The sequence below is a fragment of the Candidatus Manganitrophus noduliformans genome (assembly GCF_012184425.1).
Taxonomy (GTDB): Bacteria; Nitrospirota; Nitrospiria; order SBBL01; family Manganitrophaceae; genus Manganitrophus; species Manganitrophus noduliformans.
In genome coordinates this window covers 118,834-133,147 of the sequence record NZ_VTOW01000004.1, presented here as the reverse complement: position 1 = coordinate 133,147, position 14,314 = coordinate 118,834, and the positions used below count along the sequence as shown (strand labels likewise).

Genomic DNA, 14,314 nt, shown 5'->3' with positions numbered 1-14,314 from the left:
AGCATACAGGCCAGCCATTGAGCCGCGAAAGTTTTCAGATCAGGGTGCCGACGCCGTTGTCCCAGCGGAAGGCAACACGACCCGGCGCGTAAAGCGAGTGCCTGGCCGACCCTGCGTGGTCCGAGACCCTGGCATGTATGTACGCTCTCTGATCGGGAACCGGGAGATCTCCTGATTGACCGCCAGCCTCACCGGGCGGTCCGCAACGGGAAGGCGAGGAGCCGTAGCCGAAGATGCACGAGCAGGAGAAGTCAGACCTCTCCATAGTAGCAAAGAAGCCGGCGAACAAATCTGGGCGACCGGAGGCGGAGTCGGCGGAGCCAAGGGGGAGGACCGAGGGGAACACGGGCGGGTCACGCACGTGCCGGACACCGAGCCGGGAGAGCGTGTTCCAGGGGCTTGACCGTGTACGAGAAGCAGCAAGGCAAAGGAAGAAGGAGAAGTTCACCGCGCTACTTCATCACGTGACCGTCGATCTGCTTAAGGCGGCCTACTCCTGGCTCAAGCGGGATGCAGCACCCGGAGTGGATGGCCTCACGTGGCGGGAGTATGAGCAGAACCTGAAAGACAACCTTGCAGATTTGCATACGCGCATCCATCGGGGCGCTTATCGAGCGTATCCTTCGCGGAGGCAATACATCCCTAAATCAGATGGGCGACAACGCCCGCTGGGGATTGCTGCGCTGGAGGACAAGAAGATCGTGCAGCGAGCCGTGGTGGAGGTGCTCAATGCGATCTATGAGGAAGACTTTCTGGGGTTCTCGTACGGGTTCCGGCCCGGGCGCGGCCAGCACGATGCGCTGGACGCACTGGCCGTCGGGATCACCCGGACGAAGGTGAACTGGATTCTGGACGCTGATATCCGATCCTTTTTCGATGAAGTTTCACACACATGGTTAGAGCGCTTCGTCGGGCATCGGATCGGGGATCGGCGGGTGATTCGCCTGATACACAAATGGCTGAAGGCCGGGGTCATGGAGGACGGAGAAGTCAGGCCGACCGAGGTGGGTACTCCGCAAGGAGCAGTCGCCTCACCCCTGTTGGCGAATATCTATCTTCATTACGTCTTCGACCAGTGGGCAAGTTGGTGGCGAAAGCACCAAGCCCACGGCAATATGGTGATCACACGCTACGCGGACGATATCGTGATTGGTTTTGAACACGAGGCGGAGGCCAGGCGGTTTTGGGCGGATTTTCAGAAGCGGATGGAGAAGTTCTCACTGTCACTGCACCCAGAAAAGACGCGCCTGATCGAGTTTGGTCGCTATGCGGCGGAGCAACGAGCAAAGCGCGGCCTGGGTAAACCCAAGACATTCAACTTTCTTGGTTTCACGCACATCTGTGGCCGATCTCGTAGAGGCAACTTCCAGCTAATGCGGAAGACGCGACGGGATCGGATGCGGACTAAATTGCGAGAGATCAAGGAAGAACTGCGGCGGCGGATGCATGAACCGATCCCACAGCAGGGGAAGTGGCTGCGTCAGGTGGTGCGGGGCTATTTCGCGTATCATGCGGTCCCGACCAACTATAAGAGTCTGGGTGCGTTCCGGTTCCACGTGACGGAGCTATGGCGGCGAGCGCTTCGGCGGCACAGCCAGAAGGACCGCACCGCATGGGATCAAATCAGACGACTCGCAGCGGAGTTCCTGCCGGTTCCGCGCATCCTTCATCCTTGGCCGAGTGTACGCTTTGCCGTCCGACACCCGAGGTGGGAGCCCGGTGCGTCAATCACGCACGCCGGGATCTGTGCGGGGGGTGCGCAGCAATGAGCATTCCTACCGCGATGGCTGGTTTTCTAAAAGCACTGGCCAGAGAAACTTAAGGATGATCGACAGAAAACCAGCCTGTCCCTTTTCCGCCTGATCTTTTCATCTGTCCGGCGGGCAAGCGGCTGTACCGCAACGGCGGGAACGTTCTCATCAGAGGGTATCGGGCCATCAAATTCCGGGGAAGAAAGACCGACTGTCGGGGATGCGAACTGCGAGAGAAATGCTTAAGACACCCGGATCGCAGCGAGGCGCGGCAGGTGCACTTTTTTGCTGGAAGGTCGAATCAAGCCCCAGAGACCTTCACGCAGAGAATGAAGAGGAAGATCGATACGGTAAAGGGGCGGCTCATTTATAACAGGAGGATCGGAGTCGTCGAGCCGGTCTTTGCCCATATCCGCTCCACATTGGGGTTGGACCGGTTTACACTCAGAGGGAAGAGGAAGGTCAACACGCAATGGTTACTCTATTGCATCGTACACAACCTGATCAAAGTTCATCGGTATGGGCTGCAGTCTCCATAAATAGAGCCTGCATCAAAGACCTGCGAAGACACGCAACGAACCTCAGCAGATAGAAGTAACCTCTTTTACAAGTAAGAATTCCGGTTCCTCCAATGAAAAGAACCGGAGACAGAGAAACAAAAACTTAAAAAGACTTTTTCTACAGGCTCGTTAATTTCGGAGGTGATCATCATGGCAAATGGAGCAAATCTCGAAATTATCGAAAACAGCGGCCCAAATAATCTTAGAGATGCGTTACGAGCAAAACTTGCCAATGCATCCGACGTTTCTATAGCGGTCGCGTTTATTACAGAATCTGGGTTAGATGAAATTATCCAATCGTTACGTCAAGCTGCGTCACGAGGCAAAGTTCGATTACTTACAGGATTATATCAGCGTGTGACAGAGCCGAAAGCGTTGAAAACTTTACTTCGTGTTCAGAGGGAAACGCGCTCAAATTTATCTGTACGGCTTTCCAGAGAACCGCAGTTTCATCGGAAAATATACCTGGTCGAAAATAGGACTCATGCAAACGCTATCATTGGTTCATCTAATCTGACCAGAGAAGGTTTAAGAAGCGGTGGCGAACTTTGCTTAATGACCTCTCTTTCAAAAAGTCATCGCGCTTACAGCCGCTTGAAAGAAGTATTTGAAAAAGATTGGCACAAGCGACGTGCAGTTCCTTTGACACCTGACCAAATTGAAAGATATGATAAATCGCGCTCAGCTTCCGGGAATAAAGATAATTATACGGCCAACCAACTGAAAAAGATTCTCGGTGTTGACCCAAAACACGAAAAGGCAATCCTAAAAGATGAGCCCATAACATTTTGGCGTGATGGCATTACAGGTTATGTCAAAGATCGCACAGAAAAAATTATAAGTGAATCTACAAACTGGGATGATAAATATTATTCCTGGTTTGGCACTAGCGGACAGCATCAGTACCGAAACGGTGACCGCATTTTCATGTTTGATTTTCCTGCAAACACGTTTCACCTTGTTGAAGTGAAAGATATGACGCGATCATCGATTCCAACGCCTGATGGTAGACATTTCGTCGCTTTTACTCGTGTAGGCCGTCGTAAAAGAAATATGACAAACAAGTTTTGGAATGAATTGTCTGGCTTTAACATAAAGAAGAAAAACGTGCGTCGAACACGAAAGCTCCGACCTTCTGGCGTCGAGCGTCTGATGAGCATGTTACCCACAAGAAAAAAACGTCGAAGAAAGTGACAGTAGTAATGTGGAAGAAGAATTTTAACCAGCGCGTCCACAGCGACGCGCCAGAAAGCGGCGCGTGACGCGCGCGTTAGGCCAATTGCGGATAGGACAGGCGCACTATGGCAGAAACAAGAGTTGCTCTACCAAAAGCAGATGAACTCGAGCGAGGCATTTTCGACACCCATCGAAGCCTTATATCCGCGGCAAAGGCGACCTGGGGATTGGCGAACGAGCTCATTATCGAAGGTGAAGTCGTCGGTAAAGGCAAATCGACGATCCACAACGTTTGCCTCGCGGGCAATTACACAAAACAACTGCGTTTGTACGTTGCCAACCTTAAGCTGTCTCTCGCTGGTTTAGACCTTGAGTCATTCCTTATCTTGCGAAGCATGTACACCCATGCACTTCATCTTCAAGCACTAGAGCACTCAAAGGACCCGGAGGTATTTGCGCGCGACTGGGTGCTTTGGGATCTCGCAAGCGACGAAAAGGCTGTGCGGAATTTGGCCCCCTTCGCTGATGTTTGGAAGGACCTTAAGGAAAAGCTGTTCTCCGCAGATGCACTAGGGAAAGATAAGGCAAGATACGGTGAACTCTGGTCCAGATTCTTGGAGAAGGGGCCAACTCTCGTCAGTATGGCCGAATTGTCAGTGATCCTGCAGGCCGAGGAGACATATCGTCTTTTTTATCCCCTAACTTCGGCTGTCACTCATGGAGCAGATCTCCTGAACTATTCGCGCCCAAAGGCCGAGAACAAGATCGATATCCTGGTCGTCCCGCCTCCCAAATGGGTAGGTCCGAATCTCGCAGCGGGTATTTCCTTTTTGCGCGACACGTGTGCACACGTGAACACGCTTCTTGCACTTGGAAAGGATAAGGTCATCGACGACATGACGAAGATCGTTTCCTCACTTTCGGAGAAGAAGCTTGAGTTTAAAGCACTCGAAAAGCTGAACATTGATTGGATCGAGCGAGCAAAGGCAAAGAAGGCCGAAAAGAATGAAAAGCAGGCTCAGATGGCCTAACCACTTATAAGGCCTCCGAGAGTCAAGGGAAAAAAGATGCCCGAGACGAAAGTTCTTTCGTCTTTTTTTAAATGCGAAGTTGCCTTACACAGAACGTTTGTTCTGACTTGGGTTTCGCCATCGAGTGCAGGAGATGTCCTGCACCAAACACTTATTGAGGTTCAGTCCCCCCTTGATCGTTCATCAGGGGAATGCGAAGACGAAGTTGCTCTTTGCGACCTGGAAACGATGCCGTGCCCTCGCCGTCCTATTCAACGCGACGGGCTGAACACAAGAAGCGTTCAAGTTCGCTTCAGGATCTGCAGAGGGACAGAACAAAGGTATACAGCCGACAGCGGAAAAACCGGCCACGCCTGATGCCTGGTTGTCGGGCGTCATCGGGAGCATATTTTTGGTGCCGGAATCGCCGGTTAGAAGGAGCTTGAAGTGTCCATGAAGATCGATATTGATAAGCTTACGGAAGCGGAACTGATCGACCTCAATCATCGAATCGTCGAACGGCTCAGGTTTTTGCATCAGATGCGTGCGCATGCGGAGATGCTCGACTTCCGCATCGGCGATCGCGTTGAGTTCCAGCCGGAAGGCCGTCCGCTCGTGGTCGGCATGCTGACCCGATACAACAAAAAGACGGTCACGGTCATCACCGACGCGGGAGAACGCTGGAATGTCGATCCCCGATTTCTGCGCCGAGCAGGTGAGTCGGCGAAGCGTCAAACTCCGGATCCAAGCGGCATCCGGCTGCATAAGAAATAACGGGGGTCATGCCGCCCAACAGAGGAGCCGGACGCAAAAATTCGTCTCGAGGAACCCCGGGACGAGAAGTGGACTGATGCAGAAAAGAAAACCGCTCGAAAGGCGTTCGACGATTGTCCTGTTTTTTTGATATATAGACAAAATTGAGATATAAAGTGAGTCGTTCTCTTAAGGAGGAGAGCGACATGGAAGAGAAGAAGGCGCGGCGGGTTTTTACGTTGGAGCAGAAGTTTGAGATTCTAAAAGACATCGAGACATTTGCAACCGTCAAGGAGGGTTTAGCGAGATATCAGCTTGAATATTCAGTGTATCGGAAATGGAAGCGACAGCTACAGGTGGGGGTGAGAGCCTCCCTTCGCAACAGCAGGCCGATCAAGCCCGCGGATGTAAAGCGGCTGGAAGCGGAGAATCGCAAGCTCAAAGAGGTCGTGCTCAATCAATCCTTGATCATCAACGAGCTAAAAAAAGAGATGAACTTGGATTAAGAGAAGGAGGCCGATTGATGAGCGCGCAGAAAGAAGCGGTCCTGCAGTTGGTTGCGGAGCAGAAAGAGCGGGGGCGGCCGGTGCGCGAGACACTGGTGACCCTGAGTGTTCCCCGCTCGACGTATTACCGGTGGAAGAAGTCCAATGGGACTCAGCCGGACCGGGCGAATAGGGCCGATCCACTGACCCCTGAAGAGAAAGAGAGAATTGAGGCCGTTAAAGCAGCGCATCCGCACTTGAGGCATCGGCAGATTCAGGGGGTCCTGCAGAAAGGAGGGACCTATCTCTCCTTCTCGGCGATCTACCAATATTTAAAGGGCAGAGGCCTGGTTGAGCCGTATGAGAGAAGGCCGGCCCCTTGGGAGACGCCCCGGTATGAGGTGTGGCAGAAGAATCTGATGTGGGGGTGCGACTGGACTAAGCTGAAGATCGGCGATCTGCGGTGGTATCTGTTGACGCTCATCGACTTTTTCTCTCGTCTGATCATTGCATTTGAAATTGTTCCGACGGTCAACGCCTCGCATGTGAAGCAAATCTACCGAAAGGGATTGCTGGCACAGGGGATTCTGCTTGCATCCGAGAGAAAGCCCGAGCTTCGGGTGGACCAGGGCTCGCCGAACACCTCATGGGTGACGAAGGAGTTTTTTGAAATCATCGGGGCGGAGCTCTCCTTTGCACGCGTCCGACGCCCTACGGATAACGCCATCACCGAGCGATTCTACGGAACCATCAAGCAAGAGGAGATCTACCTGGTGGGGAGCTATCCGGACGAGCAATCGGCGCGGGAGGAGATCGGTCGGTATGTTGGATACTACAACACCGATCGTCCCCACCAATCGCTGATGAACTTCACCCCTGATCACGTCCATCAGGTCAATAACAAGACCGCTCTGTTAGACGAGTTGAAGGAGATGAAAAAAGAGGCAAGAAAAAGAAGGAAAGAATACTGGAGAACCGTTGAAAAAGTGACTCACTAAATTCTTTGTTTTTGTCTCATTGAAAAAAAACTGGACAGATGCATACCGAAGGGAGTGCAGCGCGATCGCGAACGAGTTGAAGGCCCTGGCGGCAAAGATCTCCGGGCCGGAGGATCTATGGAGAATTCACGACGATCTCACGAACAAACGGGTAGAGATCGATCAAATGTACGATTACAGGTATTCGGTGCTCGTGACGGTCTTTGCAGGGCTCCTCAGAGAAGGGTGGATCACCGAAGAGGATCTGAAGGGTCTTGCAGCGGAGAAGATCGAAAAGATCAAGGCAATCTCATCCTGGTGAGAACGACGATACGAAGACCTTTTCTTCTTCCAGATTCAACATATACCCCACTCCCCGCCGGACAACGATCAGGCTTTTGATCTCCCCCGCCGTGATCCCCTTCGCCTTCCGCCGTTTCACCGCTTTCCGGATCTGCGTCAGGATCTTCCGCTTGTGATCCGAAAGCTGGCGCTCGTACGGACGGTCATCCTCCCCCTCCCCATCGGCGCTTCCGTAGACCGCCTCGTAGAGGTCTCTCTTCGCCACCACCTTGCCGGGGCTCCGGGCCAGGGCCAGAAGAAACCGAAAGGGAAAAAGAGAAAGATCGGCATGGATGCCCCGGTAGGAGAGGGCCTGCTGACCGGGTTCGATCGACAGGATCGGCGAGTCCGGAGAAGCAATCCGTGTGTAGGAGGCGGGGTCCTCCTTGACCTGAGCCGGTGGACGAGCCTTGTTTTCTTCTCTCATCCTCACTGTTTCTTCCGGATGGAAGTGGAGATAAAGCTGCCGTGCCAGCCGCTCCGGGAGAAGCTTCTGCAGGACCTCGACCGGAAGCTCGGAGATCGCCTCCGGGGTGTCGTACCCCTCCCGGATCAGACGCGCAATGTAGGTCCGTCCGAGTCCCCGAAGCCGAATCCTCGATAACGCCAGCCCTTTCTCGGTCACACCATAGATCAACCGCTCGGAAAGCTCCGACATCTTTCGGATCGCCCCTTTTGGCCAGCCGGTCGCACTCGCAATGGCGCTGGCCGCCTCCGCCAGCCAGGAGAACTCCTCCCCGATCCGCCGGATCGCCCCGGAGTGGATCTGATGCGCCTGCTCAATCTCGGAGGTCGCCTTGGCGGTCACCCACTCCGAAAGGATGAGGGTCTTCTTGATCGCCGTGTCCTCCTCATAAGCGAGCATCTTCATCGGCTCGGAGAGCGGCTTGAAGATCGCCTTCCCCTCCTCCTGCTGGGCGAAGATCTCCCTTTTGATCAGTTCCCGAAAACTTTTTCGCCGCCGCTCCTGCCGGGTGAGGGGGATGTAGATTCCTTTTGCATCCTCCGTCAGAGAGAGGGCATAGAGGATCTCCAGATCGGAGAGACTTTTTGGATCGGTTGCTTTCATCCAGGAGACGAGAGAGAGGGCGGTATAGAGATGAACCCCCTTGAGCGCCGTGATCTTCCCCAGTTCCGTCGCCCTGTATTTGCCTTTCTCGTCCTGCGTGACCACCCCTTTTTCAAGGGCCCGCCTCAATATCTCCCTGGCGGCCTCTTCCTGCTTTCCAGTGTCCAGGCGATCGGGCTCCCCATGAAACCGCTGGATGCGACGGGGCGCCCCGCCGAAGGTGGCGCCCAGAAAGGTGAGGATCTCCTCCATCGAGGTCCCTTCATTTGAGGCGATGATGTTGAGGAGAACCTCCGGGAGATCGTCGGGAACCAAAGCGGAGGCGACCTTCTCCAGGGGGCTCTTCACATACTTGTCCATCCAGACCTTGACCTGAAAGGGAGAGGCCGTTACCAGAATCGCTCTTCCGAAGTCTTCCACATATCCGAAGCGCCCGCCCCGTCCGGCCATGTTCTCATAGAGAGCGCGGGGGAGATCGCGGATCCCCATCCGTCCGTACTGCCGGTAGTAGTGCCACTGTTTCGATTCGATGATGACGTTCTTCGCCGGGCAGTTGATCCCCATCGACAGGGTGGACGTCGAGCAGAGGACCCGGATGTTGCCCGTCCGGAAATATCGCTCCACCAGATCGCGCTGCTCCCAGGGGAGATCGGCGTGGTGGATGGCGATCCCTTTTTTAAGTAGCCGGACCAGAAACTCTCTTGACGCGGTCTCCTCCAGGGTGAGAAGCTCTTCGACTGCATTTTCCGCCGGCGGAAGGGCGATCCGCTCCGCAAGGCTTGCCGCCATCTTCTCGACCGAGGGCTTGTCTCTGAAGAAAAGAAGGGTCGATTCCCCTCTCTCTCCTCCCAGATAGGCGGCCAGGGGGACGAAGAGATCATTCTCGCTCTGGCCGGAGAGTTCGATCCACCGCTCCTCCCCCTCTTCCCGGCTGTTGTGCTCCTGATAGAAGAAGCTCCCCCTGCAGAAGATCCCCTTCCGAAGCGGCACCGGCCGCTTCTCTTCGACCAGCAGATCGGCGGAGAGCCACCGGGCCAGCCCCTCCCCCTCGGTTAGGACGGCTGAGAGCCCCAGAAGCCTTATTTTCGATTGTGCCGTCTTGATCTTTGTCAGGAGGATCTCGATCATCCCGCCCCGCTCTTCATCCGAGAGCATCTGCAGCTCGTCCAGGATCACGACGCCGATCTCATTCAGAAGATGGGGCCAGCCGACCAGAAGGGCCGAGAGCTTCTCATAGACCAGGACGGCGATGTTGAAGGAGGCCGACAGGATTGCCCCATCCCACTCCCGGTGATCGCGGCTGGAGAGCACCGTCGCGATCCCGGCTATCCGGTAGAGGCGGTTGAAGTGCGCCGCCTTTTCCTCGGCCAGCGCCTTGGTGGGAACCAGATAGAGGACCCGCGTCCCCTTCCGGGCGGAGGTGGCGGCCAGCATCTCTCCGATGAGGGTCTTGCCGGAGGTGGTCGGGGCGAAGACGATCAGGTTCCCCCCGTGGAAGAGGCGTCCTTCTGTGACCGCCCGGGCCTGGACCGGGAGAAGTTCTTCCCCGTATTCTTTCCGCCAGATGGAGACCAGGGTGGGATCGATCCGAAAAACCTCCTCCAGGAACGTAATCTTCATGGGGCCCTCCGAAGAAGAATAATCTTTACAACGTCAATGCACTGACCTCAAAAATTCCATATTGAACTGTGACCCGAAAATCAGTAGAAGCGAAAGACCCCGATGACCTTTCCGAGGATCTTGGTCTCATCGCCGGAACGAACCGGAATGGGTGAATAGGCGGGATTCTCAGGTTTGAGGAATATCTCCTTCCGATTCTTGACCAACCGTTTGACGGTCGCCTCTCCTTCCACCATCGCCACCACGATCTCGCCGGAGTCGGCGTCGGAACGGGGTTGGACCAGGACATGGTCTCCCTCCAGAATGCCGGCCTCCTTCATGCTATCGCCCTTCACCTTGAGAAGAAAGGCATCCTTCCAGGGATAGCGTGATTTATCGAGGAGCAACATCCCGGTCCGGTTCTCCTCGGCCAGGATCGGTTTGCCGGCCGCGATCTGGCCCAGGATGGGAAGGCCCCGCTCCTGAGCCGGTCCGGTCAACTCGATTGCCCGCGCCCCCTCCCCCCGGCGGATGAACCCCTTCTCTTCCAGGGCCGCCAGATGAAGCTGCACCCCCCGGGTCCATTTCGTCCCCAGGCCTCGGGCGATCTCCCGCTCGGAAGGGGGATATCCCTGACGGGCGATATATTTCTGAAGGAAGGCCAGTACCGCCTGCTGCCGTTCTGTGAGAGAATTAGCCATATGACTAATAGTCTACCGATATCGATCTCTTCCTGTCAAGTCCATTCTCAACAACTGTATGTTCTCTGAACATAATCACCGGAAGTATAAGACTTTTTTATCATCATCTTTTTTCTGGAACCGGCCAGAAATGGGATTCCGCTGGCGTAATCGGCACGATCTTCTCCCCCCTTCCCTCCGTTATCCTCACCCTGTAAGCCACATCTGTTCTTTGACAACTTCATATTGTTTCAGACCTTTCTGCTGGCGGACGGGGAATCCCTTCCATCCTTTTTCTTTCCCCCGTCTTCTCTCCGGTCAAGTTACTTGAAGGCAGGGCTTTCCTCCTTTCTCCCTGCGCTTTCTTCAGGGCTCTTGACCGGAATGATGACGGGGGAAAGGAGGAAATCAATGGAAATGGAAGAGAAATCAGGACCGGTTGCTCCGATCTCAATGAGACCCGAGCGAACGGTTTATCCGGAAGAAGCCAGGAGACAATTTCTGTTTGAGGTCTTTGAGGACTCGGAAGATCTTGTGGAGCATAACCAGGAGGGTTTTGCTTTATTGGGAGACGGTTTTCATCTGGAGGAGATGGCGGAAGAGGCGGAGGAGCGGGCCGAGCGGTTCATGAAGGCCCAGCGGCAGCTGGTCGCCGGGTTCTTTGCTCGAAGGAAAAACCGGCTCTACCGCAGGGCGGCGACGGTCGGCCTCTGTCAACCGGACCGCCCAGAGCCGACGCTGCTTCTTCTTTGGAACTTGCTCGAAGAGAGAGGGTTTGACGTCGATGCGGAGACGGAACAGGAGGTGAACCGGTGGCTGTCCGGCCTGTCTGAAGACGATTATCTCTTCTTCACTCAGGACCCCGATTTGGATCCTCAACGGGTGATGGCGGCCGGGATTCTCCCTTCGGACCTTCGGCCGATGCGTCTCTTTCAGGGATTCCGGTCGAGGCTCTTACGGGTGCTGATGAAACGGTGTGACTTCTTTCATCCCGACATTGGGGTGTTTGAAGGGACACTCAAACAGCAGCTCCCATTTATTGCCGGGGACTGGGAACTGGATGAGGTGGAATTGGCCGATCTGGTCCGTGAGGAGCGGAAGCGGTTCTATCGTTTGCATCTTCTGATCTGCAAGGCGTCGGCGGCGTTTGCTCATGACCAGCCGGCTCCGGTCTCTGTGCCGCAGGAGATCGTGGCGGAGGTGGCGTCGGTGGCATATGGACGGATGAATCATCCCGACTATAGGGAACGGGCGCTGGCCTTCGCCGGACTTCAGGCGGATCAGGCCGGGGCGATCTTTGCTCATCTGGGAAAGTTCATGGAGGAGTTCTATGCCTCCCGGCTCTTCAGCTTTCTGAAAAGAGTAATGAGGAGACGGCTGGCAAAAAGAGCCAATCGGACATCAGCCAAAGAGGAGGAAAATACAAAGGTCGCTTCTTCGGATGCAACGGACGGAACGATCACCATCCATACGCGGTCTGTTCAAACTGCGAGGCCCGGAGATCTGGCCACCTACCGGTGGGGATCTCTGAGGGCGTTTGGAGATGGACGGATCTTTGCCCCCTCCGAAGAACTCCTCTCGACCTATAAGGCAGGACAGATCGGCTGGGAGGACTATGAAAGCAGGTATCTGACGGAGATGCGCGAGATCTTTCGAGCCTCTCCGGATGCGTTCGGAAAACTCCTGCAAAAGGGAGAAGTCACGCTGGTCTGTTATGAGAGCGATCCGAACCGGTGCCACCGGAGGCTCCTTGCGGAGCTTTTGGAAAAAGTCGCAAGGAAGCAGGGTCTTCAGGTCATTTTGGATGTTCAGTAAAACACATAACGTGGCGAACCCCCCCCGTCCGCCACCAGAAGAGTCTGAGAAGATTTTTACGATTGGGAGGGAGCGGGAAAATGGTGAAACGATTTCTCCCGGGGAACCCTGTTGCCTGGGGGACATCAATGTCCCCCGGCGACTCACACTGGGGGACCAAGGAGGAATACGCGATGAAAGACTTAGATCTCAATCCTTACAAGGATCAGGATCAAGAACCAAAAATCAATCACCTCTCTCTTAACCTCGCCGGGGATCCTCTGATGGACCCGCCGGAAGAGGTGCTGCTGCTGGACCCGCACATGAAAATGGCGGCGGCCATCAGCAAAATTAAAGATGTTGTGGACGAAAAGCTCACCGCCGCATCCAGGTTACTCGTGACCGGCAGACTGGGGCTGCTTCCGGCCTTCATTGCGGCTACGGGAGATCTGGTCGATAAAGTCGCCTGCAATGGTGACCGCTTCGGCGCCTGTCTCACGAGTCCCTATGGGCTTTTCTGTCCGCTCCGCCAGACGGCCGATGGCGGATAATCGGTAGGATGAAGACCCGCTCCCTCCTACCACTTTCTTAATATGGAGAAGATGGAACCGATGCTCTTAACCGTCGAACAGCTTTCTCAATATTTGAACATTAAACGATCGACCCTTTACGCCTGGGTGGAACGGCGCATCATCCCCCACTATAAGATCCAACGATCCGTCCGATTCAAAAAAGAAGAGATCGACCAGTGGATCGAAACGCTCAAGCGAAAAGAATTCGATCCCGGACCCGCCGCGGAGGCACTCCTGGACAATGCGAAATCAACGCTTTATAATTCTCCTCGCAAGGGAGAAACCAGACCGAATCGACAAGGGTCCTGAAAGGAGGAACAACATGCAGGGACTCTATCGAAGGAATCAAGTCTGGTGGATAGATATCATTGTCAACTACAGAAGAATCAGAAAATCGTTAAAGACAACGGACAAGAGACTCGCTGAGAAGATCTTCCATAAGATTAAAACAGAAGCAGTCGAAGGAACCTGGTTTGAGGTGGAAAAAGAATCAAAGAAGACTTTCTCCGAACTCATGCGGCGCTATCTCGTGGAGTGCTCACCGAGAAAATCCGCGATGAGCCAGGTTCGCGACCGGTCGCTCTCGAAGCATCTCCTCGATTTTTTCGGCGACACCCCCCTGGCCGGGATTTCCCGGAAATGGGTTGGAGAATACAAGGCAAAAAGGCGAATCGAAGGGGCCGCTCCATCCACCCTCAACAAGGAGATCGGGCTTTTGAAGAATGCGTTTAACCTGGCCGTCAAGGAATGGGAGTGGATCGTTGTCAATCCGATTTCCAGCGTGTCGCTGGAACCGGTCCACGATCAGCGAGACCGGTGGCTTACGCCGAAGGAAGAGGAGGCGCTGCTTTCCGCGTCTCCCCTCTGGCTCAAGGAGATCATTCTCTTTGCGCTGAATACCGGAATGAGGTTGGGGGAGATCATCCACCTTCGGTGGCAGAATGTCGACCTCGAAAGGGGGACGATCACCCTGGTCCGGTCCAAGAATCATCTCCGGACAACCGTTCCGATCAACAGCCGGGTCTTCGAGCTCCTCATCACCAAGAAAAAAGATGCGGGAGGCGATTATGTCTTTTGCTCCAAAGTCGGAACCCTTCTCTTCGACAGAAACCTCAAACGGGCGTTTATCCTCGCGCGGAAGAAAGCCAGCCTGGAAGATGTGAGGTTTCATGACCTTCGTCACACCTTCGCAACGCGGTTGGTGCAGAACGGGGTCGATCTCTACCGGGTCCAGAGGCTGCTCGGGCATAAGACCCACGTGATGACGCAACGGTACGCTCATCACTATCCCGAAAGCCTGCGGAGCGCGGTCAAGGTGTTGGAATCGGTGGGTTATGACACAAATATGACACAATCGGCTCCCCGCCAGGGGGAGGGTGGCTTGCAAGTCATTGATAAAATTGGAGCGGGAAACGGGATTTGAACCCGCGACCCTCGCCTTGGCAAGGCGATGCTCTACCGCTGAGCTATTCCCGCTTGTGAGAGGCAAAAAAGGTGAAGGAATCTTATCGCAGACGGGGGCGCTCTGTCAACTGTCGAGTGATGC

At 54.8% G+C, this 14,314-nt stretch carries 14 protein-coding genes and 1 tRNA gene; 12 read left to right on the top strand and 3 right to left on the bottom strand.

The window, feature by feature from the left end; translation table 11 throughout:
* Nucleotides 1-233: 233 nt before the first annotated feature.
* The 8 genes from ltrA (at nucleotide 234) to MNODULE_RS18925 (ending at nucleotide 7,034) form a co-directional block, all read left to right on the top strand.
* Nucleotides 234-1,769 (top strand): group II intron reverse transcriptase/maturase, encoded by a 1,536-nt coding sequence (gene ltrA, locus MNODULE_RS18960; protein ID WP_168062741.1) that lies wholly within the window; start codon nucleotides 234-236, stop codon nucleotides 1,767-1,769.
* 101 nt (nucleotides 1,770-1,870) lie between these two features.
* Nucleotides 1,871-2,290 carry a transposase gene (locus MNODULE_RS18955; protein ID WP_168062937.1) on the top strand — a complete coding sequence of 140 codons (420 nt, stop codon included), beginning with the start codon at nucleotides 1,871-1,873 and terminating at the stop codon, nucleotides 2,288-2,290.
* A 171-nt stretch (nucleotides 2,291-2,461) separates the two neighbouring features.
* Entirely contained in the window at nucleotides 2,462-3,505 is a 1,044-nt protein-coding gene (locus tag MNODULE_RS18950) for a phospholipase D-like domain-containing protein (protein WP_168062740.1), read from the top strand.
* 107 nt (nucleotides 3,506-3,612) lie between these two features.
* On the top strand, nucleotides 3,613-4,518 hold the full coding sequence (locus tag MNODULE_RS18945; RefSeq protein ID WP_168062739.1) for a DUF5677 domain-containing protein: 906 nt from the start codon (nucleotides 3,613-3,615) through the stop codon (nucleotides 4,516-4,518).
* A gap of 432 nt (nucleotides 4,519-4,950) precedes the next feature.
* Nucleotides 4,951-5,271: a hypothetical protein gene (locus MNODULE_RS18940; RefSeq protein ID WP_168062738.1), complete on the top strand. Its 321-nt coding sequence runs from the start codon at nucleotides 4,951-4,953 to the stop codon at nucleotides 5,269-5,271.
* A gap of 185 nt (nucleotides 5,272-5,456) precedes the next feature.
* On the top strand, nucleotides 5,457-5,756 hold the full coding sequence (locus MNODULE_RS18935; protein ID WP_168062737.1) for a transposase: 300 nt from the start codon (nucleotides 5,457-5,459) through the stop codon (nucleotides 5,754-5,756).
* Nucleotides 5,757-5,773: 17 nt separating this feature from the next.
* The gene (locus tag MNODULE_RS18930) at nucleotides 5,774-6,733 is read left to right on the top strand and encodes an integrase core domain-containing protein (RefSeq protein ID WP_168062736.1); all 960 of its coding nucleotides are present in this window, start codon (nucleotides 5,774-5,776) and stop codon (nucleotides 6,731-6,733) included.
* 19 nt (nucleotides 6,734-6,752) lie between these two features.
* Nucleotides 6,753-7,034: a hypothetical protein gene (locus tag MNODULE_RS18925; protein WP_168062735.1), complete on the top strand. Its 282-nt coding sequence runs from the start codon at nucleotides 6,753-6,755 to the stop codon at nucleotides 7,032-7,034.
* Here the strand turns inward: MNODULE_RS18925 and MNODULE_RS18920 are convergent.
* Nucleotides 7,023-9,743, bottom strand: coding sequence for a DEAD/DEAH box helicase (locus MNODULE_RS18920; RefSeq protein ID WP_168062734.1), 2,721 nt, complete (start codon nucleotides 9,741-9,743; stop codon nucleotides 7,023-7,025). The two genes, MNODULE_RS18925 and MNODULE_RS18920, sit on opposite strands and share 12 nt — an antisense overlap.
* A gap of 80 nt (nucleotides 9,744-9,823) precedes the next feature.
* Nucleotides 9,824-10,423: a transcriptional repressor LexA gene (lexA, locus tag MNODULE_RS18915; protein WP_168062733.1), complete on the bottom strand. Its 600-nt coding sequence runs from the start codon at nucleotides 10,421-10,423 to the stop codon at nucleotides 9,824-9,826.
* A 390-nt stretch (nucleotides 10,424-10,813) separates the two neighbouring features.
* On the opposite strand from lexA, the gene MNODULE_RS18910 reads away from it, so the two are divergent.
* The 4 genes from MNODULE_RS18910 (at nucleotide 10,814) to MNODULE_RS18895 (ending at nucleotide 14,191) form a co-directional block, all read left to right on the top strand.
* On the top strand, nucleotides 10,814-12,217 hold the full coding sequence (locus MNODULE_RS18910) for a DUF488 domain-containing protein (protein WP_168062732.1): 1,404 nt from the start codon (nucleotides 10,814-10,816) through the stop codon (nucleotides 12,215-12,217).
* Nucleotides 12,218-12,390: 173 nt separating this feature from the next.
* Nucleotides 12,391-12,747: a hypothetical protein gene (locus tag MNODULE_RS18905; protein ID WP_168062731.1), complete on the top strand. Its 357-nt coding sequence runs from the start codon at nucleotides 12,391-12,393 to the stop codon at nucleotides 12,745-12,747.
* Nucleotides 12,748-12,798: 51 nt separating this feature from the next.
* Complete coding sequence (locus MNODULE_RS18900) at nucleotides 12,799-13,077, top strand: helix-turn-helix domain-containing protein (protein ID WP_168062730.1); 279 nt, start codon at nucleotides 12,799-12,801, stop codon at nucleotides 13,075-13,077.
* 247 nt (nucleotides 13,078-13,324) lie between these two features.
* Nucleotides 13,325-14,191: a tyrosine-type recombinase/integrase gene (locus MNODULE_RS18895; protein WP_202882271.1), complete on the top strand. Its 867-nt coding sequence runs from the start codon at nucleotides 13,325-13,327 to the stop codon at nucleotides 14,189-14,191.
* Here MNODULE_RS18895 and MNODULE_RS18890 read toward each other — a convergent pair.
* Nucleotides 14,170-14,244: transfer RNA gene (locus MNODULE_RS18890), tRNA-Gly, on the bottom strand. The genes MNODULE_RS18895 and MNODULE_RS18890 overlap by 22 nt on opposite strands.
* Between the last annotated feature and the right edge of the window lie 70 nt (nucleotides 14,245-14,314).

What these genes read in the sequence shown, in the direction of transcription:
- ltrA (WP_168062741.1), top strand. Translation starts at nt 234, where the DNA reads ATGCACGAGCAGGAGAAGTCAGACCTCTCCATAGTAGCAAAGAAGCCG.
- MNODULE_RS18950 (WP_168062740.1), top strand. Translation starts at nt 2,462, where the DNA reads ATGGCAAATGGAGCAAATCTCGAAATTATCGAAAACAGCGGCCCAAAT.
- MNODULE_RS18945 (WP_168062739.1), top strand. Translation starts at nt 3,613, where the DNA reads ATGGCAGAAACAAGAGTTGCTCTACCAAAAGCAGATGAACTCGAGCGA.
- MNODULE_RS18940 (WP_168062738.1), top strand. Translation starts at nt 4,951, where the DNA reads ATGAAGATCGATATTGATAAGCTTACGGAAGCGGAACTGATCGACCTC.
- MNODULE_RS18935 (WP_168062737.1), top strand. Translation starts at nt 5,457, where the DNA reads ATGGAAGAGAAGAAGGCGCGGCGGGTTTTTACGTTGGAGCAGAAGTTT.
- MNODULE_RS18930 (WP_168062736.1), top strand. Translation starts at nt 5,774, where the DNA reads ATGAGCGCGCAGAAAGAAGCGGTCCTGCAGTTGGTTGCGGAGCAGAAA.
- MNODULE_RS18920 (WP_168062734.1), bottom strand. Translation starts at nt 9,743, where the DNA reads ATGAAGATTACGTTCCTGGAGGAGGTTTTTCGGATCGATCCCACCCTG.
- lexA (WP_168062733.1), bottom strand. Translation starts at nt 10,423, where the DNA reads ATGGCTAATTCTCTCACAGAACGGCAGCAGGCGGTACTGGCCTTCCTT.
- MNODULE_RS18910 (WP_168062732.1), top strand. Translation starts at nt 10,814, where the DNA reads ATGGAAATGGAAGAGAAATCAGGACCGGTTGCTCCGATCTCAATGAGA.
- MNODULE_RS18905 (WP_168062731.1), top strand. Translation starts at nt 12,391, where the DNA reads ATGAAAGACTTAGATCTCAATCCTTACAAGGATCAGGATCAAGAACCA.
- MNODULE_RS18900 (WP_168062730.1), top strand. Translation starts at nt 12,799, where the DNA reads ATGGAACCGATGCTCTTAACCGTCGAACAGCTTTCTCAATATTTGAAC.
- MNODULE_RS18895 (WP_202882271.1), top strand. Translation starts at nt 13,325, where the DNA reads ATGAGCCAGGTTCGCGACCGGTCGCTCTCGAAGCATCTCCTCGATTTT.